Annotated in this window: 25 protein-coding genes; 2 read left to right on the plus strand and 23 right to left on the minus strand. The window is 37.0% G+C overall.

The features are described from left to right. Positions 1-5: 5 nt before the first annotated feature. From hslV to FC89_RS00240, 19 genes are all read right to left on the minus strand, one after another. On the minus strand, positions 6-551 hold the full coding sequence (hslV, locus tag FC89_RS00150) for an ATP-dependent protease subunit HslV (protein ID WP_057870521.1): 546 nt from the start codon (positions 549-551) through the stop codon (positions 6-8). Between the two features lie 41 nt (positions 552-592). Beyond that, a complete protein-coding gene (gene xerC, locus FC89_RS00155) occupies positions 593-1492 on the minus strand; it encodes a tyrosine recombinase XerC (RefSeq protein ID WP_415588724.1) in 900 nt (299 codons plus the stop codon). Positions 1493-1653: 161 nt separating this feature from the next. Further along, positions 1654-3759 carry a type I DNA topoisomerase gene (gene topA / locus FC89_RS00160; RefSeq protein ID WP_057870523.1) on the minus strand — a complete coding sequence of 702 codons (2106 nt, stop codon included), beginning with the start codon at positions 3757-3759 and terminating at the stop codon, positions 1654-1656. 70 nt (positions 3760-3829) lie between these two features. Further along, on the minus strand, positions 3830-4660 hold the full coding sequence (gene dprA / locus FC89_RS00165) for a DNA-processing protein DprA (protein ID WP_235804352.1): 831 nt from the start codon (positions 4658-4660) through the stop codon (positions 3830-3832). A gap of 158 nt (positions 4661-4818) precedes the next feature. Beyond that, positions 4819-5586, minus strand: coding sequence for a ribonuclease HII (locus tag FC89_RS00170; RefSeq protein WP_057870525.1), 768 nt, complete (start codon positions 5584-5586; stop codon positions 4819-4821). Further along, complete coding sequence (gene ylqF, locus FC89_RS00175) at positions 5576-6448, minus strand: ribosome biogenesis GTPase YlqF (protein WP_057870526.1); 873 nt, start codon at positions 6446-6448, stop codon at positions 5576-5578. Before ylqF ends, FC89_RS00170 begins: the two co-directional genes overlap by 11 nt. Positions 6449-6467: 19 nt before the next feature. Further along, complete coding sequence (gene lepB, locus FC89_RS00180; protein WP_057870527.1) at positions 6468-7022, minus strand: signal peptidase I; 555 nt, start codon at positions 7020-7022, stop codon at positions 6468-6470. 111 nt (positions 7023-7133) lie between these two features. Continuing rightward, the gene (locus FC89_RS00185) at positions 7134-8564 is read right to left on the minus strand and encodes a S41 family peptidase (RefSeq protein WP_057870528.1); all 1431 of its coding nucleotides are present in this window, start codon (positions 8562-8564) and stop codon (positions 7134-7136) included. 28 nt (positions 8565-8592) lie between these two features. After that, entirely contained in the window at positions 8593-8817 is a 225-nt protein-coding gene (locus FC89_RS00190) for a YozE family protein (protein WP_057870529.1), read from the minus strand. Positions 8818-8835: 18 nt separating this feature from the next. Then, positions 8836-9459 carry a YpmS family protein gene (locus FC89_RS00195; RefSeq protein ID WP_235804353.1) on the minus strand — a complete coding sequence of 208 codons (624 nt, stop codon included), beginning with the start codon at positions 9457-9459 and terminating at the stop codon, positions 8836-8838. 11 nt (positions 9460-9470) lie between these two features. Further along, on the minus strand, positions 9471-10424 hold the full coding sequence (locus FC89_RS00200; protein WP_057870531.1) for an SGNH/GDSL hydrolase family protein: 954 nt from the start codon (positions 10422-10424) through the stop codon (positions 9471-9473). Between the two features lie 162 nt (positions 10425-10586). Next, a complete protein-coding gene (locus FC89_RS00205) occupies positions 10587-11153 on the minus strand; it encodes a dihydrofolate reductase (protein WP_057870532.1) in 567 nt (188 codons plus the stop codon). Between the two features lie 22 nt (positions 11154-11175). Beyond that, the gene (locus tag FC89_RS00210; RefSeq protein WP_057870533.1) at positions 11176-12132 is read right to left on the minus strand and encodes a thymidylate synthase; all 957 of its coding nucleotides are present in this window, start codon (positions 12130-12132) and stop codon (positions 11176-11178) included. A gap of 24 nt (positions 12133-12156) precedes the next feature. Beyond that, positions 12157-14049, minus strand: a complete 1893-nt coding sequence (locus tag FC89_RS00215) for an ABC-F family ATP-binding cassette domain-containing protein (RefSeq protein ID WP_057870534.1) — start codon at positions 14047-14049, stop codon at positions 12157-12159. 37 nt (positions 14050-14086) lie between these two features. Continuing rightward, entirely contained in the window at positions 14087-15295 is a 1209-nt protein-coding gene (locus FC89_RS00220; protein WP_057870535.1) for a CCA tRNA nucleotidyltransferase, read from the minus strand. Further along, entirely contained in the window at positions 15292-16080 is a 789-nt protein-coding gene (dapB, locus tag FC89_RS00225) for a 4-hydroxy-tetrahydrodipicolinate reductase (RefSeq protein WP_057870536.1), read from the minus strand. The genes FC89_RS00220 and dapB overlap by 4 nt, the downstream gene beginning before the upstream one ends. A gap of 284 nt (positions 16081-16364) precedes the next feature. After that, entirely contained in the window at positions 16365-17246 is an 882-nt protein-coding gene (locus tag FC89_RS00230) for a YitT family protein (protein ID WP_157060617.1), read from the minus strand. A gap of 75 nt (positions 17247-17321) precedes the next feature. Continuing rightward, complete coding sequence (locus FC89_RS00235; RefSeq protein WP_057870537.1) at positions 17322-17591, minus strand: SemiSWEET family transporter; 270 nt, start codon at positions 17589-17591, stop codon at positions 17322-17324. Positions 17592-17727: 136 nt separating this feature from the next. Further along, positions 17728-18123 (minus strand): hypothetical protein, encoded by a 396-nt coding sequence (locus FC89_RS00240; RefSeq protein WP_057870538.1) that lies wholly within the window; start codon positions 18121-18123, stop codon positions 17728-17730. A 171-nt stretch (positions 18124-18294) separates the two neighbouring features. On the opposite strand from FC89_RS00240, the gene FC89_RS00245 reads away from it, so the two are divergent. Next, entirely contained in the window at positions 18295-18627 is a 333-nt protein-coding gene (locus FC89_RS00245; protein WP_057870539.1) for a hypothetical protein, read from the plus strand. A gap of 98 nt (positions 18628-18725) precedes the next feature. Beyond that, a complete protein-coding gene (locus FC89_RS00250; RefSeq protein ID WP_057870540.1) occupies positions 18726-19547 on the plus strand; it encodes a site-specific integrase in 822 nt (273 codons plus the stop codon). Here FC89_RS00250 and FC89_RS00255 read toward each other — a convergent pair. From FC89_RS00255 to rpsA, 4 genes are all read right to left on the minus strand, one after another. Further along, positions 19544-20806 carry a tetratricopeptide repeat protein gene (locus FC89_RS00255; RefSeq protein ID WP_057870541.1) on the minus strand — a complete coding sequence of 421 codons (1263 nt, stop codon included), beginning with the start codon at positions 20804-20806 and terminating at the stop codon, positions 19544-19546. The two genes, FC89_RS00250 and FC89_RS00255, sit on opposite strands and share 4 nt — an antisense overlap. Positions 20807-20903: 97 nt before the next feature. Next, positions 20904-21179, minus strand: a complete 276-nt coding sequence (locus FC89_RS00260) for an HU family DNA-binding protein (protein WP_057870542.1) — start codon at positions 21177-21179, stop codon at positions 20904-20906. A gap of 239 nt (positions 21180-21418) precedes the next feature. Continuing rightward, positions 21419-22729 carry a ribosome biogenesis GTPase Der gene (der, locus tag FC89_RS00265; protein ID WP_057870543.1) on the minus strand — a complete coding sequence of 437 codons (1311 nt, stop codon included), beginning with the start codon at positions 22727-22729 and terminating at the stop codon, positions 21419-21421. Between the two features lie 93 nt (positions 22730-22822). Further along, positions 22823-24037 carry a 30S ribosomal protein S1 gene (gene rpsA, locus FC89_RS00270; RefSeq protein ID WP_057870544.1) on the minus strand — a complete coding sequence of 405 codons (1215 nt, stop codon included), beginning with the start codon at positions 24035-24037 and terminating at the stop codon, positions 22823-22825. Positions 24038-24098 lie beyond the last annotated feature (61 nt).

The following is a 24098-nucleotide window of genomic DNA, read 5'->3' on the forward strand; positions in this document are numbered from 1 at the left end:
TTAAGTTATAGTTCTTCGCCGATAATGTGATGATTTGTAAAAATATCAATATCACCAGCAATATTGATGGCACTTTTAGCAATTTCCAAGGCTGACATTTCTGTCGCATGTTGTTTCAACGCTTTAGCGGCAGCCAGTGCAAAGTTTCCACCAGAACCAATTGCTAAAATATCATCATCTGGGGTAATTACCTCTCCGCTGCCTGATACCAACAATAAATCTTTTTTATCCATCACAATTAGTAAAGCTTCCAGTTTTTGCAATGCTTGATCACTGCGCCATTCCTGTGCCAACTCAACTGCTGCTCGCTGGAGATTACCGCTGTATTCTTCCAGCTTTTTTTCAAATCTTTCTTCAAGATTAAAAGCATCAGCCACACTGCCAGCAAAACCAACAACAACTTGATTATGATAAATGCGCCGTACTTTACGGGCAGTTCCTTTCATAATAACTTTTTCACCCATCGTAACTTGACCATCGCCAGCCATAGCAGTATGACCTTGATGACGTACAGCACAAATTGTTGTTGCATGAAATGAAATTTTACTCATATTGTCCTCCTGAATATCATTTGATTAGTCTGAATTTATAGTTAAGATCTCGGAAAATATTTTTGATAATCTCGTCGCAAATGTTCCTTTGTAACATGAGTATAGATTTGGGTCGTTGATAAACTGCTATGTCCCAGAAGCTCTTGAACTGCTCGTAAATCTGCTCCCCGATTTAACAAATGGGTTGCAAATGTATGCCGCAGCTCATGGGGATGAATTGAAGTTGTCAAACTACTACGCTTAACAATTTTTTGTAAGATATAAGTCACTCCGGCCGCCGTCAGTGGTGCTCCATAGTGATTAATAAAAACAAAATCATGTTCGGTATGATACTTTTCCATGACCGGCAAACGAACCTGATTTAAATAACTTTTAAGCGCTTTTTGACAATACTTGCCAAAGGGAACATATCGATCCTTGCCACCTTTTCCGTGCAGTAACATTGCCTTCAATCCAAAATCAACATCTTTAAGTGTTAAACCTGTACACTCACTGACACGCATTCCCGTTGCATAGAGCGTTTCCAATAATGCCCGATCGCGTAAGTCCATTGGTTTATCTCCAGCAACTGCTTCAAACAGTGCCTTCATCTCATCCTCATAGAAAAAGCGCGGCAATGCTCGTGGGTGTCGTTTTAATTGTACATAGGAAAATGGGTTATCGTCAATCTGACCATTTTTCTGCAAAAAGCGATAGAACGAACGCAAACTTGAAATAATTCGTGCAATTGAAGCTGATTGATAAGCTTGATCATATAAATAACTCATAAAAACATGAACATCAAGTCTTTTAACAGCTTTTAAAGAACTGATCCCACCATTTTCATTTAAAAAATTCTCAAACAATTTTAAATCCTCAGTATAAGCTTTTAAAGTTTCCGGTGAGTATTGTCGCTCAACTCGTAAATACTGCTGAAATTCTTTAATTAAATCGGGTGTAATTTTAATCAACTCCCGTCTGCCGAACATCCAAGTCTTAAAATAAATTCCAAGTCATTGTAACTATTGTAACATATGCTTCCATTTAAAACTTTTTTGCCGAATAGCTTGTTTAATCCCTAGCAAAAAAGCGGCTGCTAAGATCAACAGCCGTTAATTTAAACCTAATCTTGTACCTCGACATAATCACAGTTGCTGCACTTAATTTTTTTACTGTTTTTACCCTTCTTTTCGACCAAATAATGTTGGCATTTAGGGCAAGTTCGTCCAACTGGTTTATCCCAAGAAACAAAATCACAATCAGGGTAGCGAGAACAGCCATAAAAAACACGATTCTTTTTCGATTTGCGTTCCACAACTTCTCCTTTATGACATTTAGGACAAGTTACTCCGATTTTTTTAATAATTGGTTTAGTATTATGGCAATCTGGGAAACGGCTGCAAGCGTAAAATTTACCGAAACGGCCTAATTTGATTACCAGTGGTGCTCCACAAATATCGCAATTAATCCCAGCTGGTTCATCCTTGATTTTAACCTTAGCCATTTTATCTTCAGCTGATGTGACTTCTTTGGCAAATGGTTGATAAAATTGATCAATAACTTCAATCCACTTTTGTTTGCCTTCTTCAATTTCATCTAGTTGATCTTCGAGATTAGCTGTAAAATCAACATTTAATATATCTGGAAAACATTTTTCCATCATCGAATTGACAATTTCACCCAATTCAGTTGGCTCAAATTTGCGCGCTGCCATTTTAACATAGTAACGTTTCTGAATCGTTCCCAAAGTTGGTGCGTATGTTGAAGGACGGCCAACACCGTTTTCTTCCAAGGTTTTAATTAAAGCTGCTTCGGTATAACGAGCTGGTGGCAACGTAAAATGCTGATCCGGCTGATTAGAAACTAACTTAACTGTTTTATTAACCTGTAAATCCGGTAAAGTATTATCTTTATGCTTAGCTTCTTTATAAACCAGCATAAACCCGAGAAACTTCATCTTTGAGCCGCGAGCCCGATATGTTACTTGATTTTGTTCTAAATCAACCGTCATGGTGTCAAAAACAGCTGGGGTCATTTGACTAGCAACAAAGCGTGACCAAATTAAAGAATATAATTTAAATTGATCTTTGTTTAGATATTCCTTAATTGACTCTGGAGTCCGCATTGTTGAAGAAGGCCGGATAGCTTCATGCGCATCTTGTGCTCCTTCAGCTAACTTACCTTTTCGTGGTTTAACTGCTGCGTATTCACTACCATATTTTTCATGAATAAACTGTGACGTTTCATGAACCGCTATATTAGAAACGCGGGTTGAATCAGTTCGCATGTAAGTAATTAAACCAACTGAACCGCCCTTTCCTAAATTAATTCCTTCATACAGCTGTTGTGCGACCATCATTGTTTTTTGCGTACGGAACTTTAAAATATTGTTAGCTGCTTGCTGCATCGTACTAGTTGTAAATGGTAAAGCTGGGAATCGTTGACGTTCTTTCTTATCAACTTTCTTAATAACAAACGGCTTTTTGGAATCAATCCGCTGTAAAATATTTTGAACATCATCATTATTCTTAAGCGGCTTTTTCTTGCTGTCAATTCCTAAATAACTAGCTGCAAACTGTTGCTGGCCGCTTTTGAATTTAGCATCAATTGTCCAATACTCTTCGGGTTTAAAGTTGCGAATCTCTTGTTCTCGTTTGATGATCAAATTTAAAGCAATCGATTGTACCCGACCGGCACTTAAACCTTTTTTAATTTTTGACCATAATAATGGACTAATTGAATACCCGACCAAGCGATCCAAAACTCTTCGCGCTTGCTGTGCATCAACCAAATCCATATTAATTGAACGCGGATGTTTGAAGGCGTTCTTTACTGCATCTTTAGTAATTTCATTAAATACCACACGATTATTGTCTTCAGGATTTAATCCCAACAAATAAGACAAATGCCATGCAATTGCCTCTCCTTCGCGATCAGGATCGGCTGCTAAATAAACTTTGCTGGCTTTCTTAGCTTCTTTTCGCAACTGCTTAATGATATCGCCTTTACCGCGAATTGAAATATAATGCGGTTCATAATTATTTTCCATATCAATTCCCATAGTACTTTTGGGAAGATCACGAATATGCCCTAAACTGGCCATTACTTTATAAGTCGAGCCTAAATATTTTTCAATTGTTTTTGCCTTTGAAGGTGACTCAACGATTACGAGTTTCTTTTTTCTTTTTTTAGTTGTTTTACTCTTCGTTTTTTTCTGAACCGTCGGCATAACCAGACTCCTTTTTCGTAATTTCAAAATCGCTAATCATGTTATGCTACATTACCGTGTTTTGTCAAGTTCAAAGAAATTCTTCCCAGATATCATCTGGTTGTAAAACGGGCTTAGCACCGGCTGCAATCAGTTCATTAGTTCCTTGAGAAAATAAAGAATTAATTGGACCCGGAACTGCCAAAACATTACGATTTTCTTGCAAAGCTGAATTGGCTGTAATCAAACTGCCACTGTGATGCCGCGCTTCCACTACTAGCAAGGTAGGAACCAACCCAGCTATAATTCGATTACGAGCAGGAAAATGGTAGCGTAATGGTCGCTCATTGATTCCGTATTCACTAATAACTAAACCATTTTGTTCGATTCGCTGTTGCAAATTTTGATTAGTTTTTGGATAAAAAATATTTAAGCCATTACCAATCACAGCAATTGTTGGTTTAGCAACCGCCAGACTGCTACTATGAGCTAATTGATCGACTCCGGCAGCCAGTCCACTAACTGTTATTAATCCACGCGCTAAAAGCGGTGTCAGTAATTTTTTTATTGCTAACGGTGCATACGCTGAATGCTTTCTTGACCCGACAACTCCTAAAAGATGTGAGCAATGTGTCAAGTCCCAATTTCCACGATAAAAAAGGACTGCCGGTGGGTCATAAATCTCCCGTAATTGACTTGGATAAGCAGCATCTAAAATTGTGATAATTGAACCATTTTGCAAGTTAAGCCGCAGCAGACGGTCAATTTCATCCGTAAATAGTTGTCGCCATAATTGTTCGGGATGGGTACCTGGCTGCTGCAGGACTTCAAAAATTTGTTTTTTATTTATCTGCGTTTTTTGTTGCAGCAACATTGCCATCCGTTTTAAAGTCGCTGGTAAAATTGCTGTACAAAGCCGCATTCTTAAAAGTAACTCTTGTTGCTTCATTAGTGATTTATTGCTATATAAAACCTGAACCGGCGATAAATACCCGCATTCAAAAAAGAAAGATAATTTTTTTCTTACGTTTTTAATAACAGTTAATTTCCTCCTACATAATTAAACTACGCAAAAGTAAACTAATGTTCAAAAGAATTTGTTACCGGCGTAAATGTCAGGCGGTGAATGGGGGTAACACCCCGGGCTTTTAACCCAGCAAGATGGGCTTTTGTCCCATAACCAGCATTAGCTGCAAAGTCATAACCTGGATATAAATGATCGTAAAATTCCATTAAATGATCACGCCATACCTTAGCAACTATGCTGGCAGCTGCCACACTATTGCTCTGAGCATCACCCTTGATTAGTTTTAATTGTGGAATATCAGAATCAATTTGCATTGCATCAATAATTAATTGCTGAGGCATTAAATTAAGTGAATTAACCGCTTTTTTCATTGCTACTCGTGTTGCTTGATAGATATTGATCTTGTCAATCAAACGATTATCTGCTACACCAATTCCGACAGCTTGAGCCTGCAGTAAAATTTGTGGATACAATTCCTCACGTAATTTACGGCTTAGTTGTTTTGAATCATTGACCTGGTAGATTGCAAAATCTTGCGGTAAAATTACCGCTGCTGCAACTACCGGACCAGCTAAAGGACCGCGACCTACTTCGTCGATCCCAGCCACCAACTTACCAGCGTCCCAAAAAGATTTCTCATATTTAAATCGTAATGCGAAAGCTTGTTGTTTTTCTTTCTGACGAAGCTGTTTTTGATAAAATTGTTGGAGTAAATGTTGAACTCCTTTACGAGGATCATTTTTGAACCGCTCCAATTGTTGCTCAACTGGCTGGCCATTTAATATTTTTTTAATATCTTTAATCGTTAGCTCATTTTTCATTTTTTTCAGCCGACTTTTTAGCAGATATTGGTACTTGGTCCAATGTATAGCGACCAAGTTTTCCTTGGCGACAATCAAAAATAATTCGCTGACTTGCGCGTTCGTAATCATCACGCATACCGATTTTCTTGGTAATCAACAACAATAGATCCGGCAATTCAAGTTGTAGATCTGCTGCGGTCAAATGATAACGTTCAAGTAGCTGCTGGGGATGTTTATTTTTAAAAAATTCCAGTGCGAACAACGCAATATCATCCGCCGCAAACAAAGTATCTTTAATCGCGCCGGTAAGTGCCAGCTTTTGACCAACCAAAGGATCTTCAAATTTAGGCCACAAAATCCCCGGTGTATCCAGTAAATCTAGTGTTTTGCCTACTTTAAGCCATTGTTGTGCCTTTGTAACTCCCGGTCGATTACCAGTTTGGGCAGCTTTTTTCCCAACCAGCTGATTTAATAGAGTAGATTTGCCAACATTGGGAATCCCCAAACACATCACACGTAGTCGCTGCTGCTTGATTCCGCGTTGTTTTTGTCGCGCGGTTTTGTCAGCTAATACTTGTTGAATCTTTTTTTCAATCACGCTGGTTCGCTCATGTAAGCTATTAACTGCTAAAACAGCTTGTTGTTGTGCTTGAAAATGATTAACCCACTTTTGAGTTTCAGATGTATCAGCCAAATCTTTCTTAGTTAACAACAACAACTTTGGCTTGTTAACTAGTAATTCTTGCACTAAGGGATTCCTTGATGACTCTGGCAAACGAGCATCAGCTAACTCTAAAACCAAGTCAACCATTTTCAAATTTTCTTTGATTTGTCTGATTGCTTTTGCCATATGTCCGGGATACCATTGAATTTTATTCATATTTACTTCCTCCGTACTCTCAATAATAATGCAACCACTGCCAGCGATTAAGCGGCCAATAAATCAAAACCGCTTTACCGACTATCCAGCTTCCCTCAATTGTTCCAATTGTCCGTGAATCTTTGCTTATTCGACGATTATCACCCAAAACAAAATATTGATTACGCGGAATTTTTTTTAATCCAGTCAATTCTTTTAATGTAAAATCAGAAGTATAATTTTCTGATTTATCAGCTACCTGATCTTTAATAAACGGTTCCGCAATGCGCCGATGATTAATATATAAATGATCATTTTGATATTTTAATGTATCGCCAGGCAAACCAATCACCCGTTTAACATAAGTAACATTATTTGGTGTTTTAATTATCACAACATCAAAACGTTTAATTCTGCCCGGTGGGATAATTAATAATTCTTCTTTTGAATGCAATGTTGGTTCCATTGAGTTCCCGGCTACTTGAATTGGCACTAGCAAAAAAGACTTAACAGCAATTGCCGCTAACAATGCCCAAAAGATAATGGCACTCCAATATTTTAAATGACTTATTTTTAATTTATATTTTAGTTTCATTAACTTCGCTCCAAAGGATTGCTAGAGTCGCTATCGATTATCCGTCTAAAGTTATTTTAGCAGAAATTTACTCAAAAAAATGGAACGTCACCGTTCCATTTTTTTCTAACTTTAATTTAAAGCTTTGATTGCTGTTTGATAAGCATCATCGTGTTGACTAATTTGTGCTGCTATTTTTTCTTCCAGCTTGTTTACTGTTTGTGCATCCGCTTGACCAGTTGCATTCAAACCATTTGCCTGTTGAAATTTCTTAACAGCTGCGACTGTCTGATCGCTAAAGTAACCATTTGCTTGACCAGAATTATAATTTAATGCATTTAATAAGATTTGCAACTTTTTAATTTGACCGGAAACTTGCCCTTGTTGATAAGTTTTTTTAGTATCAATTGCCGTTTGATATGCGTAACTTGGATAATCTGCCTTAATTGTCGGCTGCAAGCCCTTATGATTAATCCAATCACCATTTGGTGTCAGCCACTTAGCAATTGTCATCTTAAGTTCTGTTTGATCGTTAAACGGCATTGTATTTTGAACTGTACCCTTACCATATGACTTCGTACCGATCAATTGATCACCTGCTGATTGATGCAATGCTGCTGAAAAGATTTCTGCCGCACTGGCACTGCCACTATTGATCAAAACCACTGTCTTACCCTTAATCTTATATCCACCATCAAATTTTTTACCAGCTCGGTAAACTTGTTGAGCACCCGTCCGTTGCTGAACTCGTAATAAAACTTTATTGTTTTTAACAAAAATCGAAGACATCTTCAATGCTTGATCCATTAAACCACCTGGATTATCACGCATATCAATGATAAATGATTTGGCGCCCTTCTTTTGCAGATTCTTCAATTCAGCTTTAAATTCTTTAGCTGTATTTTCAGAAAAAGTTGACACTTGAACATAACCAACTGTTGGATGACCCTTAACAATTTTACCATTAACCGTCTTAACTGGAATAGTGTCACGTTTTATAGTCTTGGTGAATGTTTCACTGCCACGTTTAATAGTTAAAGTGACATTAGTTCCCTTTTTGCCGCGAATCAATGAAACTGCTTTATTTAAGGAGTAGCCGTTTATTGATTTATTATTAATTTTTTCAATAATATCCCTAGCTTTCAATCCCGCTTTTTCGGCAGGTGTTCCCTTAATCGGCGATATTATTTCAATATGCGATCCACTTTTTTGAACTTCAGCACCAATACCGGTAAAACTGCTGGAAATAGTATTGCTGAGTGATTCTGTCTCTGATTTTGACATATACTCTGAAAATGGATCTCCCAATGAATTAACCATACCAGTCAAAGCACCATTAACTAATTTGGTTCGGCTGACTTTTTTATAATAGTTATTATATAAAGCCGAGTATACTGTGCTAATTTTGCCTAATGACTGATTAGTAGCTTCCGCTTCTTGCAGTTGGTGATTCATAAACAAGAAGACAATTCCTCCTCCGACTATAAAACAAGTTAAACTGCTGATAATAATTGCTAACCAGCCAAAACGTTTTGCCGATTTGGTCTTTTTTTGCTTAAACATAATCAATTCCTCGCAAACTTAATTATTTTTATTCCATTTTTTCTAAATATTGCTGCCAAGCTTGATCAAAAATGGTCATGGAAGGCAAGTATCCCGCATTCAATTCTAAATAGTTCGAGATTTCATCATAATCTTGTGACTGCTTAGGAAAACTCTGATCAAAGAAAGCACTGTTGGCGAATTGAGCCAAAGCAGTTGAACTATTGTCGTTACGTTCAGTCATTAAGTACTGATAGAAGCTTTTGCGATACATTTTCCCCTCCTAAATTAATTATTGTTTAAAAGGTACATCAACTTTAAACTTAAATTGATTTTGAGTCAAATCAATTTTCTGTGCCCGCACACTGATACCGTGAAAGCCTTTGATTTGACGCAAGTTAAGTCGAATAGTTTCATTTTTACTGTCAATTGTAACCCATTTTCCCAAGTTATAATTTTTTTGAATATAACTTAGAATAAATTTAGGCGGAGCATTCAAAGTGCCAATAGCAACGCTCTTTGCATGCAACAAAATATTACCTTGACTAGTAACTGTCGGCTGGGTATAAAGTGAAAACGAAACTCGTTGACCTAAAAGTTTAGTAGTTCCCACCAAAACTGCTGCTTGGTCAACATAAAATTGATATTTAATTTTTTTATTTTTTTGTTGCCGTTTCAAATAATAATTAATAGTAGTGTTCAGTTGCTGTTTGTTCATCTCAACATTGATTGTCGCATGCTGTTGGTGTGAACTTGTTTTTTGCGTTATTTCTCTTGCTTGTTGATTAGGAGCAGTTACCTGCTGCATCACAAACAAGCCACTTCCTAAAACAATGGCCAATAACAGTATAAAAGCCCATTTCCAATAATTATGTTTTTTTACAGCCTTGGCTGCTGAATTCTTTGTCCGTTGCAAAATTTGACCCCCTACGATTTACGCCAAGTTTTTTTATGTTGCAGCATAACTTGATACAATCGATCTGTCATATAATGATATCCCTTTAAATTAGGATGAAAATGATCAGCTGGCGACAAATAGTTGTTTTTTTCTTTTTTATCATTAAATACCTGATCCACTTTAGTCTTGTTTAAAGTCGTAATATCAGTGGTAGATGATTGCTGCAATTTTTTGGTGTTCTTATGATATTGTCCAGCTGACATTCGTTGATCAATATTTACAAAATAAGCTTGCTTTGTTTGTGCGACAACTTGACTTGTGGTCGTATTCCAAAGCTTAGTGTATTTTTGAAATTGTTGAATTTTGGGAAAATAAACATAAAAGGGATTATAGACAGAGTAAACAAAAATCGGCGCATTTGAATTATACTGCCGAACTTGCTGAAGTAACTGATTAACTTTGTCTTGATAAACTTTACGTGAAGCGGTTACGGCAGTTGCTAATTGACTATCGGTTAAATTTGAAAATTGTTTTTCAAAAACCTGCATCAAATCATTCCCACCAACAGTCATCACAATTACATTTGCCTGCCGTACCTGCTGCTGCATTGTTTGCGAATCCTGTAGCCGTTGTAAAATCTGGTCACTGCGATCACCGGCTTTACCGTAATTAAAAGTCTGCGTTTTAACATGAGGGATTGCATTCAGTTTTTGCTGAATCAAATTAACATATCCGCCTTGATTAGTAGTATCGCCAACTCCCTGCGTTAGTGAATCACCCAATGCTACTAATTTCAATTGCTGTGTTTTTATTTTTTTTGTTTTACTTGACACAGCTGCCTTTTTGGAAATCGCTTTACTGGTTTTGGTTTGTGCTGGCGTTGCACTTTCGTTTCGGTCCAATAAATGCCAAGCACCAAATACGATTAAAGTTAAAACCAACAAAACTACTAAAAACTGCAGCCATGCTTTCAAAATCTTCAATCTAAGATTCCTTTCTAAAATCAATTGATTTTACGTTAGAATAATATCTAATATTTAGAATTGGCTATAATGAGTAAAGTATAGCAAAAATAGTCATTAAATTCACATTAGAATTTTAAAAATGAGAAAATTTAGTAAAAGCTTATTATTTTTAAAAATACTCTATTTTAAAATAACGGTTTTAGCAGAATTATATGCTGGTTCTAAACTGCTTAACTGTAGTTTGCTATTTTTTCGACAATACAGTTTAAATTGATAAGGATAAAGATTGTGCTGATCCATTTTACCTCTTTTTGCCCACACTAAATCAAACTCCGACCATGGCAATTGTGGCATTTTTACATCACCGGCAAAGGTTGCCGCAATTTTGGTAACATACAACAAGTCGACCTGATTCGCAAAACTAGCAAACAGACTAGCTCCACCAATGATAAAGTTTAGCCGCTGATCGTTTCCGATAAAGGTTTCCAACTCTTGCTTAGTATGAAAAATTTTAACTCGTTGATCATCAGCATAACTCTGCGCATAATTCGCTGATCTGGTTAACACATAGTGCGGACGTCCCGGAAGAACTCCTGGTAGGCTGGCAAAGGTCTTACGTCCCATGATCATTGGATGCCCCTGTGTCATTCGTTTAAAATGTGCCAGATCTGCCGGCAAATGCCACGGCAGCTGACCGCGGTAACCGATTTGGTGATTTAAGTCTTCAGCCCAAATATAAGCCAGCATTCATAATTCCACCCTTCTAAATTTAAACAGCAACTGGAGCTTTAATTGCCGCTGCTGGATGATAGTCAATAACTTTAATATCAGCAACATCAAAATCAGCTAAGTGCTTTTTGGCTGGGTTTAACCATAGCTGTGGTGCCGCTTGCGGTTTTCTGCTTAGCTGTTCTTGCGCTTGTGTCAAATGATTCAAGTACAAATGCGCATCACCTAGTGTATGCACGAATTCTCCAGGTACTAGACCCGTTTCTCGAGCGATCAGTGAGGTCAGTAATGCATAACTGGCAATATTAAAAGGAACGCCTAAGAAAGCATCAGCGCTGCGCTGATACAATTGACAACTTAATCTGCCTCGATTTACATAAAACTGAAAAAGCGTATGACAAGGAGGTAGTGCACTTTGCGGCACATCTTCTGGATTCCAGGCAGTTACAATTAAGCGACGTGAATCAGGCGTTTTTTTGATCCCATCAATAACATTTTGAATCTGGTCAATGAATTGGCCATCGCGTGTTTGCCAGTGACGCCACTGAGCACCATAAACATCACCTAAGTTACCGAATTTCTCAGCAAAAGTTGAATCTGTCAAAATCAGCTTACAAAATTTCTTTTTTTGTTGTAAATAAATTTGATTAAAATCGGGATCTTGCAAGCGGCGCTGACCAAAGTCTGTCATATCTGGTCCTTGATAAGCCGAACTTGAAACCCAATTTTTAAAAGCCCATTCGTCCCAAATATGATTATTATGTTTTAACAAAAAGCGAATATTGGTATCTCCTCGTAAAAACCACAATAACTCACTTTTAATTAAGCCGAACGCTACTTTTTTTGTTGTTAGTAATGGGAATCCCTCTTGGAGATTAAAACGCATTTGATAACCAAACAAACTACGGGTCCCAGTTCCAGTTCGATCACTTTTTTCATGTCCCTTTTGCAAAATATCTTGCAATAAGTTGAGATAAGGTGTTTCTACAATTGCCATTTTATTCTCCTTTTGTAAGTAAACTTAAGCATACTGACTTAATTCTTCCCAGCGTGTCATCTTTTGCTCGATTTGTTGATCTAACTGATCTAATTGTTGTTGTAATTCGGCCAATTTACCGTAATCACTGGCAGCTATTTCGGTCATCTGTTGATTGATAGTGCTTTTTTTGTGTTCCAACTGATCAATATCAGTCTCAAGCTGTTTAAATTCAATTTTTTCAGCATATGTTAGTTTAGTTTTCTTGGCTGTCGGCTGCTTTTCAGTTGAGCTGTTCTTCTTGATAGTTGTTTTTGCAGTGGAAACATGACTTTTTGCTTTTGGCTTTTGTTGCAGATAATCGGTCAATTTACCATCAAATAATTTAATTTGACCGTTTCCATTAAAAATCAACAATCTCTTAGCAACTTTATCCAGAAAGTAGCGATCATGTGACACGGTGATTACCGTTCCTTGAAAATCAGCTAAATAATCTTCTAAAATGGTTAAAGTTTGAATATCAAGATCGTTAGTCGGTTCATCCAGCAACAAAACATTCGGCTGCTGCATTAAAATTTTCAACAAATACAGTCGTCGTTGCTCACCACCAGATAATTTTCTGATTAAAATACCATGCATGTAACGCGGAAATAAAAAACGTTCTAATAATTGCGTAATACTTAAAGTATTTCCTGCCTGATCGGTAACTTGTTGTGCAATTTTTTTCAAATAATCAATTACTCGTAAATCTTGCGGTAATTTTTCAAATTGCTGCTGATAGTACCCCAATTTAACCGTTGAACCAATAATCAGCTCTCCTGCAGCCAAAGGTAGTCTTCCAGCCAGCAAATTTAAAAAACTTGATTTACCAGCTCCATTTTTCCCTGTAATTCCAATTCGTTGACCAGCTTGAATTAACAGACTGAATTGATCAATTATTTTTTGCCCGCTTAGTTGCAAATCAGCTTTTTTTAATTCGATTACTTTTTTGCCTAAACGCTGCTGCCCTAATGCCAAATCGACCTGATCATCAGCCTGATCAGCTGGCAGGTTTTCTTTTAGGGTTTCAAACCGATTGATGCGAGCTTGCTGTTTAGTACTGCGAGCTTTAGCACCATGCCGCATCCACGCCAATTCTTTTTGGTAAAGCTGTTTTTGCTTATGTTGAATCTCAGCCTCATTTTCCAGACGAGTTGCTTTTTGCCGAACATAATCATGATAGTTTCCTAAATAACTGTAGAGTTGGCCATGATCCAATTCAATAATTTTTTTGGCTACACGATCTAAAAAGTAACGATCATGCGTAACAACTAATAAAGCGCCTTTAAAACTGTTCAGATACTCTTCTAACCAGCTAATTGATGAAAAATCAAGCTGATTAGTTGGTTCATCTAGGATCAATAAATCCGGGTCTTGAATCAGCACTTGCGCTAATCCTACACGTTTAACCTGACCACCTGATAATTCAGAAATTTTTCGCTGTAAATCAGTAATTTGCAGTTGCGTCAGAATAGTTTTGACTTGACTTTCGGCGTCCCAGGCATCTAATTGATTCATTTTTGCTTCAATCGTTAAATATTTTTGCTCAATTTTTTTATTATCAGGCTGTTCCCCGTATGCCGCCGCTATTCGTTCATATTCTTGCGTTATCTTAAAAATTGGAGCTGCCCCACTAAAAACTGCTTCCATAATCGAAGATGTTGGATTTAGTTGTGGTTGCTGGCGTAAATAAGCAATTCGATAATCATTTGGTTTGATCAATTCACCTTGATCAGCTTGATCAAGTCCTGCTAAGACGTTTAACAGACTGCTTTTCCCAGTTCCATTAACTCCAATTAAACCTAAACGATCATGTTCATTAATTAAGAAATTAAGCTTTGTAAATAGTTCTTTTTCGCCATATGTTTTACTTAAATTTTCAACTCTTAATGTCTGCACTTTGGTCACACTTTCATCTAAACTAGCTGTTTCCCGCTTATTCTAAAACAAGTTTTTGTGCTTGCTGCAGCAAGCGTTCTGGCGTGTTAGGCAAACGCCCGGTGACAACTGCTTTTTCCAAATTATTAATCAATTCACCGATTTGCGGTCCCGGTTTTAAATTCAAACTGGTTATCAAACTACCACCCGTAACAGCTAATTCTTTAACATTTTTTATCGGTAAGGCTTGATATTGCTGCTGCATGGCTGTAAGAGAACAATTCTTACCTAGAAGATTGACATTTTCGCACGCAACTTGCAAAGCTGACCAACCCAATGAATACATTTGCCACTGATCTAACTTGTTATCCATTACCGACCTTGTTGCTTGAATGGCAGCTGTTGTTGATTTAATTAAGGAATTCGAACTTTTCCAAGCTCGTAATAACTTAATCATCTCAGTAATTGACAACTGTGCTAAATAACCAAACAAACTCCAACCGGCAGCAACTGAATTAAATTTAAGCTGTGGTAAATTCACCAACTGTTTTAAAACAGCTTTTTGTTCAGCAAAATTAGGACAATAACAATAAAGTTTTGTCTCCAACAACGGGGCTAGTCCCTTTTGTGGATAACTACCCAGTAATAGTTTCTGCCATTCCTCGTGAATCCGTTCAACGGCAATATGTTTAAGCAACGGAGCATTTTCAGTGATAGCGTTTAAAGTCTGTGTTTCTATAGTAAACGACAATTGACTGGCAAAACGCACTGTCCGCATCATTCGCAGTGCATCTTCATGAAATCTCTCATGTGGGATGCCGACTGCTCGAATAATTCCCTGTTTAAGATCTTGCAAACCATTGAATAAATCAATAATTTGCCCATTTAAATCCATCGCTAATGCGTTAATTGTCAAATCACGCCGTTGAAGGTCATTATTTAACGAGCGCACAAATGTTACATGATCTGGGCGGCGAAAGTCTTGATAACTGCTTTCCGTCCTAAATGTTGTAATTTCGTAAGCCCGATGCTGATTCAAAACCGTAACCGTCCCATGTTTGATTCCTGTATCAATTGTTCGTTTGAAAATTTGTTTTATTTCTGCCGGATAAGCACTGGTTGCAATATCAACATCATGCGGCTCTTTGCCTAATAACAAGTCACGAACACAACCGCCAACAAAATAAGCCTCAAAACCAGCCTGCTGAATTTTTTTTAGTACGGGACTGGCCTGAAGAAATATTTTAGGTAAATTAGCAACTCTCATAGTAGATTCTCAAGCCCTACTAATAATTCATGCTGATCAGTTATTTTTTCAACCGCTACTGCTACACCCGACATAAAAGAACTACGATCAAATGAATCTTGGCGAATTGTTAAGGCTTCACCTGGTCCTCCGAACAAAACTTGTTCATGAGCTACATACCCAGGCAAACGGACACTGTGGATTCGCATACCCTGATAATTTGCTCCCCTTGCTCCCGGCAAGGCTTCGGTTTCATCTGGATTTCCTTGATAATGTTCCTGCCGAACTTCTGCAATTAATTTAGCGGTGTTAAGGGCAGTTCCACTAGGAGCATCCAATTTGTTATCATGATGCATCTCAATAATTTCAACATCGGGCAGATACTTTGCCGCCTGTTGAGCAAATTGCATCAATAAAACGGCCGAAATTCCAAAATTAGGCGCAATTAAACCACCTGTTTGGGTCTGCTGAGCAACTTTTTTCAATTCTGCAACCTGTTCATCTTGCAATCCAGTTGTCCCGATAACCGGTGAAATTTTATTTTGCAATGCAAATTTAGCATTAGCAAAAACTGCTTTTGGGGAAGTGAAATCGATCCAAACATCGACATCATGGCAACTAATCGCTGTTAATTCCCGATAAACTGGTACATCAAGATCAGAAAATTCTGCAATTTCATTGATATTTTTTTCTTTGGCACGCGGATCATAAACTGCTGCTAATTCAAAACCTGGATGATCTAAGACCATCTTTACTGTTGTATTTCCCATCCGTCCTTTAAAACCGGCAACCAGAATCTTTACCATAAAAAATCAACCTCTTTTTTCATTCTGTTTTCTTTATTCTAACAGATTGTCAGCAGCCTTGCATCTTGACAGATTACTTTCAAACTTAATATATCAAATAAAATCTTAACCCAGCAAAACTAATTTGAATTATTTTTTATCAATAATTGAAATCAAAGTAAGCAATATTTTTTGAATTAAGAAAATAAACGCTGGATTTAATTAACCAAAAAAATAGACCCGATCAGGTCTAATCAATAATTTCTCTGCTTAATTTTAGTATGAGGACATTCATCCTTAATTAATTAACGATGCAAAATTTTTTTTTTGGCCGTGTCATATGAAAAGCCCTCACCAATAACTTCATTAACACTTAAAATTGAAACAAAAGCATGTTCATCGTGTCGGGCAATAATATGTTTAAGCTCCATTAATTCATTTGGACTGATAACACAATAAATTGCTTGCCGCGGTTCATTCGAATAAGCACCTGTTGCCTGCAGATAACTGACACCACGATTTAAGTTATTAATGATATCTTCAGCAATCATTCGATGTTGTCCACTGATAATGATTACTCCGCGAGCGGCATATGCTCCTTCAAGTGTAAAGTTAACAATTTTAGAAAAAACATATGATGCTAACAATGTGTACATCATTTTCCGTAAACTGACATAACTTAAAGATAGCAACAAAACTACACAATCAATGCTAAGTAAAGTTTTTCCCATGGCGACCCCGCGCTTGCGCTCAAAAATTCGGGCTACAATATCGGTCCCGCCAGTTGTTCCACCAAAACGATAAACTAATCCAGATCCCGAACCGCCAATCAAGCCGGCCAAAATTCCAGCTAAAAATAAGTCATGATCAATATTGACCGTCACTGGTACTTGCTGCCACAACCAAATAAAAAACGATAAGCTGCCAATTCCAAAAATTGTGTAAGTTAAAGCCGTTTTGCCTAAATAGCGATACCCGATAATAACCAGTGGAATGTTCAATAAAACTGTTGAAATTGCTGGATCGATCTGAAACCAGTAGCGTAAAATCAAGGTAACCCCAGTGATCCCGCCTTCAGCTAAATTGTTTGCAATGTTGATCATTACTAATCCAAAAGCATACAGACTTGATCCCAATGCGATCATTATAAAATTAAGCAAATTAATCTTTTCTACTCGTTCAGTCACTATTTCACTCCTTGCTAATTGGTTTCTTCTCAGATAATAACACAGTTTAATTTAAAAACACCAGCTGGATTGCTATTAAGCATGTAATGCCGTAACAAACGCCGCCAAACCAAAGAAAACTCCTGGGATGTTCGCCCAAAAAATTAGCCAATCTCGATCCATTTTAAAATAAGCATAAATTGACCAAAATGTACAATTTATAGCGGCGACTAACGGTTGAATTGGATTGCTGTAATCTCCTTGCAGATTATTTATAATCTGCGGAATATAAGAAACATACATTAACACCGCTAAAATGGTTGCTGTTCGGCCGACAATCAAAATAAATTTATTTTCTTCCTTCAAAAATTCTCCTCCTCATGCCTGAAAATAGTAATAACACATAATTGCAATTTTAGTGATTAATAAACTTGATTGCAAGCGTTTATTAAAAGTTTTTGCTTTTAAATGATAATTAAAACAGTCTTACTCAAATTAATGACTAATCAATGTAGCAATTTCTAATTTCAGCAATATCAAGTTTAAGAATTCCCTGTGAATTGCCTAAAAAAACATATTTTTCGTTAAACCCATGAACAACTCCCTGATACTCTTCAACATTTTGATCAGTATCAATTCGATTAAGTTGAATTTTTAACGCTTGACTTTTTTGCCAACTAATAATTAATAAGCTGGTAATTGAAGTTAACGATTGTTGTTTGCGGTAAATTGGTGTTTCAGTCTGCTTATTTTTAGTCAATGCGGTAGTATGATCACTTAAAAAGAAACCTTGCCATTTTAACATGCCGCGATCATGATAGTAATTCTTTAAAAAAAATTCAGCTTGTTGTTCTGAGACTCGCCCCAGTCGATTTTGTGATAATTTGTTTTTACCCACTAAATTCTCACCTCAAGAAAATTATACGAACACTTGTTTGCTAAGTAAAGTAAAATAATTATTACTTTTTCAAGCTTTACAAAAAACTTAAGCAACTTTCTGCTTTTTTTCCATTGGTTTAAATGTTTCTTATAAACTGGATACTATACTAAGGATACTTAATCGAAAAGAGTGAGGCTTACGGACACGGAAAATTCAATAAAAGTTGAAACTAAATATTTAGCAGAATTATATCGGCAATTACTGCAACAAAAGAAAGCTGCAAAAAAGTATGCGGCTAAATTCTGGTTTATTTTCTTAATAGCAGTAATTTTAATTATCTATTATCCATTCATCAGTAAATTCCATCCACTGTTAAATTTACTAACATTTTTAGCCTTTGCAGCTACCTTTGCAATTGCCTTTTACCAGTTAAAATTAACCAATGATTTGAAATTTCAGCTAATAAAAATCGATGCTAAATATTTTGCTATGACTAATAAGCATTTAACCGGGACGAAATAGTTGATTACTGGGTTGGCGCTGCGAAGTTTGCAGCGCTGCTTTTTTTGTTATAAAATAAGTTAAGGTAACAAAGTACTATTAACAAAGGAGCATAACCTATGTATCCATACCAAACAATTTTTGAAAATCATTTATTCCAGCAACAACTAGCAAGCACCACTATTTTGAGCTATCGCCATGATCTGATCAATTTATTTCACGCATTGCAGTCTAATCCACAAGTCACTTCACCTGCACAGATCACTGCTGCTGATTTACAGGAGTATTTACTACAAATGAAAAAAGCCGCAACCATTACGGACACGACTTACAACAAAATTTTATCTCACTTAAATCAATATTTTATTTTTTTATTCCAAGCCAAACTCATCAGTTCTTTGCCAACCCTTAGCCTAAAAGGAACTATGCTCAAACATGCTAACACAATTCCCACAACTTGGTCAGAACAATTACCCAAACTTTTAACTAATACAGAACTTTCATTTTATACTCGACTAACATTACTCTTGACAGCCCATTTCTATGCTGCGGCTGAATTTTTACAGCCGGGCTTTTATTTAATTTGGCAAAGTGAGCCATTAACAGCAACTGAGCAGCATTTTATGAATGAATTTCACCAATTTCACCAACCATTAAGTCAACGACATAACAGTCTGGACCTCTTTTTAAAACAGCGACATACTAATAGTGAACCATACTTAACCCTACCAGCTTTACATAAGTATCTTCAGCGTGATCAAACACAGCTGGATTTCTCGTTATCTCCGCAAAAACTGCGGACAGCTGCTATCTGCAATTTTCTTCAAAAAAATCGTCAACTAGCAACTCAGGTCTGTTGCCGCCGCTTGCATTTAGATTTAAACTCGCTTAATTATTATCGCCTACTGAGTTTTTCTTCAGATTCCGTCAGCAAGTATTAAAAATCTGCTGCTAATTCATCTTGCAAATCGAGCATTTCCAGATCATTTGGTACTAACGTTAAATAATGTTTAACGGCTTTTTTAGCTAGATCCAAGTTTCCAGCTCGCCGGGCTAATAAAGTCAATTCTTGCCAATACGTAGCATTATCATCAAAATCCTTTTGAATACCTTGGTAGCATTCAAGCGCAGCTTGGTCTTTTTCGACGGCTGCGTAAGCCCGACCCAAATTCCAAATTAATTGCGGATCATTTAAAGCCTGATTAGCTTGTTTTAAAAAAGTAATATTTTCAGAAAAGCGTTTCTGCTGTTGCAATAAATTACTCAATTCCGTAATCAGTTGCAAATTATCTTCATCAAAGGTTAACGCCTGGCGCAAGTACTTCTCTGCTAACTTTGCTTGTTGCAGTTTTAAGGCTATACGACTAGCCTGTAAATACAATTTACTGTTATATTGATCAACTCGCAAACCTTCTTGTGCTGTTAAAAGCGCTTCTTTCAATTGGCCGACTTGTTCATATGCGGCTGCTAAAACCGGATAAAGTGTCGTATAATCTGGTGCACTGGCTTTTAATTTATTAAAACTCTTAATGGCATCTTCATAATGTTTTAATTCAAATTGTGTAAAACTCAATTGGAATAAACTATCCGGCGATAAATCTTCCGTATGAATTTGCTCCAAATATCCCAATGCTTGTTCAAACTTACCACTTTCAGCGTAGCAAGCCCCTATCCGCTGGACTAAATTTACTTGAGCAACAACCACTTGACCTGATTTGAGCAATTCCAGATAATAAGCCAAGGCTGAGCGATAATTTTTCATATTATAATATAATTCTGCTAACCCGAAGACAACAGCCGTTTCTGTTGGAGCTATTTGATGGGCTTGCAAAAGTTTTTGTTCACTAACTTCAAATAAACCTTGCGTTTGATATAAATCGGCCGCAACTAATAAAGCTGTCAGATAAGCCGGAGAATCTGCTTTTATTGAGCTCAAATAGGCAAGGGCTTGCTCATCCTTGCCATTATTAATCGCAATCTCAGCTAGATTAGTTTTTAACTGATCCTCATCAGGAAACTTTTTCAGTAATAACTGATAAACTTGTTCGGCCCAATCAGAAAAACCCAATTCCGACAGACTTTCAGCTAATGCAAATAAATTTTCAGGTGTGTCTTTAGTTAAGGCTTGCTCAAATTCTTTTTCAGCTTGAGTATGCTTTCCAATTTTAATTAATGCCAACGTCTGCTCAGAATGTGTCATATTAAATCCTCTTTTTTATTAAAAAACTACAATATCCAAAAAAGCCGGAACATAACATATGTCCCGGCTCTGACGAACAAGTAAGTATCAAACTGTCTTATTTAACAGCTTCCTTTAAAGCCTTGCCTGGTTTGAATGCAGGTACTTTGCTTGCTGGAATCTGAATTTCTTTACCGGTCTGCGGGTTACGGCCTTTACGGGCTGCACGTTCACGTACCTCAAAGTTACCAAATCCGATTAATTGAACTTTTTCGCCTTGTTTCAAAAGATCTTGAATTGTGTCAAGAACAGCATCAACAGCTGATGTTGCATCTTTCTTTGTTAAACCTGTTTTAGTTGCAACAGTATCGATCAATTGTGCTTTGTTTGCCATGGTTTCACCTCCCAATAGAAGAATAACGCAGCCAGCAAGCTGCGAAGGGCCATTTCAAAAAGAAATAGCGAAACAATGACTAACAAATCATCATCTCTGTTAATAAGATAGCATATAAAGCCTAATATAACAAGGTTTTCATCCTGTTTTTTGCATAATTGATGGTTAAAAATATCTCATAAAGAGATCGCAAAATAAGAAACAATTCTTTTTAATTAAATCTCCACTATAATCATCAATTACTTTCTTCTACGAGCAATTAAACGCAACGGTGTGCCGCTAAAATCAAAGGATTCTCGCAACCGATTACGCAAATAGCGTTCATACGAAAAATGAACTAACTCAGGATCATTGACAAAAATAACAAAAGTTGGTGGCTTAACAGCAACTTGAGTTCCATAATAGATTTTTAATCGTTTAGTATTTTCAGTTGGGGTTGGATTACGAGCAATTGCATCCATTAATACCTCATTTAAAACTGCCGATCTGATTCGCCGCCGCTGGTTTTCAGCAACCCGTTTAATCTCTTGAGGTAACTGGTTTAAACGTTGTTTAGTTTGGGCGGAAACAAAAACAATCGGAGCATAATCAAGGTATTGAAATTCCTCCCGAATCATTTTTTCAAATCCCTGCATCGTATAACTGTCTTTTTTAACTAAATCCCATTTGTTAACAACAATTATTATTCCCCGACCGGCCTCATGAGCATAGCCTGCCACTTTCTTATCTTGCTCACGAATCCCAGTTCCAGCATCTAAAACAACTAACACTACATCGGAACGATCAATTGCTCGCAATGCGCGCAGAACCGAATATTTTTCCGTGTTCTCATAAACTTTGCCGCGTTTACGAATCCCAGCGGTATCAATTACCGTAAATTGATCTCCCGCCTTTGTTTCAAATGGGGTATCAACTGCATCGCGGGTCGTTCCCTCAATATTAGAAACAATCACACGGTTTTCTCCCAAAATTGCATTAACCAAAGATGATTTGCCAACATTTGGTCGACCAATAAAACTGAAATTGATAGTATCATTATCAGTCTGCTCTGTTTCTTTAGGAAAATAATGGCAAACTTTTTCAAGCAGATCACCTATGCCAATTCCATGAGAACCAGAAATTGGTAGAGGGTCTCCCAAGCCTAATGAATAGAAATCATAAATTTCTCCTCGCAGCTCTGGATTATCAACTTTATTAACGGCAACAATTACCGGTTTGTCTGTTTGATAAAGGATTCGAGCTACCTTTTCATCTGCATCGGTAATTCCCTCTTTAATACTAACAATCAAGATAATAACATCGGCTTCATCAATTGCAATTTCAGCTTGTTCTTGAATTTGTGTAACAAATGGTTCATCACTAATGTCGATTCCGCCAGTATCAATTAAACTAAATCGCTGACCTAACCATTCACTATGAGCATAGATGCGATCACGGGTTACTCCGGGAGTATCTTCGACAATTGAGATTCTCTCACCTGCAATACGATTAAAAATTGTTGATTTGCCAACATTTGGTCGGCCAACAATTGCCACAACCGGATCACTCACTTGATCTCCTCCTCTTAAATATTTATTCTCAAAAAAAGCCGGTCCAAAAGAACACTGTCTTTTGCACCAGCTAAAATTAATTAGTAATTTTACTTACTTATCGTTTTTCTTTAATTCGTCACCAACTAAATCACCTAAAGTGAAACCAGTACTTTCTTCAGGTGCATTGGAAATTGTTGGTTTAGCTGCCGGACGACGTTTCTTATTTTCGCTAACACCAGCTGCTGGTTTTTCTTCCAAAGCTTTGATTGATAATCCCAAACGATGTTCTTCAGGACGGACACTTAAAACTTTGACTTTGATTTTTTCACCAGAAGTCAAAACTTCATTTGGCGTAGCAATATGTTTATGTGAAATTTGTGAAATGTGAACCAACCCTTCAACTCCAGGGAAGACTTCGACAAACGCACCAAAACTCGTCAAGCGCTTAACAGTTCCTTCAATCACATCACCTTCAGCTACCTTTTCAGCTACCTGATCCCATGGCTGCGGTAAAGTTTGTTTGATTGATAATGAAATACGTTCCTTTTCTGGATCAACTGCTAAAACCTTAACTTTAACGGTTTGTCCAACTTTCAACACATCACTTGGTTTATCTACACGTTCAAAAGCAATTTCTGAAACGTGTACCAAACCATCAACACCACCAAGGTCTACAAAAGCACCGAAACTTGTTAAACGAGCTACTTTGCCTTCGACTACATCACCAGCAGTCAGTTTAGCCATTGTTTCAGCTTTCTTAGCTTCACGCTGAGCTTTAACAATTTCTTTATGAGACAAAATCAACCGATTTTCACTTGGTTCAATCTCAACAATCTTCAATTCAAGTGTCTGACCCTTGTACTGATTAAGATCTTCAACAAAATGATCCTCAATCATTGAAGCTGGGATAAAGCCACGAACTCCAGCATCAACAACTAAACCACCCTTAACAACTTGTGTAACAGGGGCTGTAATTGTTTCACCAGCTTCGAATTTCTTCTCAATTTCGTCCCAAACTTTACGTGCTTCCAATCGACGTTGTGAAAGCAAATAACTGCCGCCTTCTTTATCGGAACCAATCTTGGAAATAACAACTAAATCAAAAACATCACCAATCTTAATTGATTCTTCGATGTCTTCACCCGGTTTAGTGCTTAATTCCTTGAAAGGAACAACGCCTTCAACACCTGTACCTTCAAGACCAACAATCACTTGTTTGTTGTCATCAAGGGCTAAAACTTCCCCTTTAACCACATCACCGATTTTAACTTCGTTTACACTATTCAGTGCTTCCAGTAAATCCTTATTTGCATCTGCTTCACTCATTGGACCATGTCCTCCTTAACGACTAACTCTAATTACCATTTTAGCTGAAATTAAACGTAAA

The sequence above is a fragment of the Liquorilactobacillus ghanensis DSM 18630 genome, from assembly GCF_001435235.1.
GTDB lineage: Bacteria > Bacillota > Bacilli > Lactobacillales > Lactobacillaceae > Liquorilactobacillus > Liquorilactobacillus ghanensis.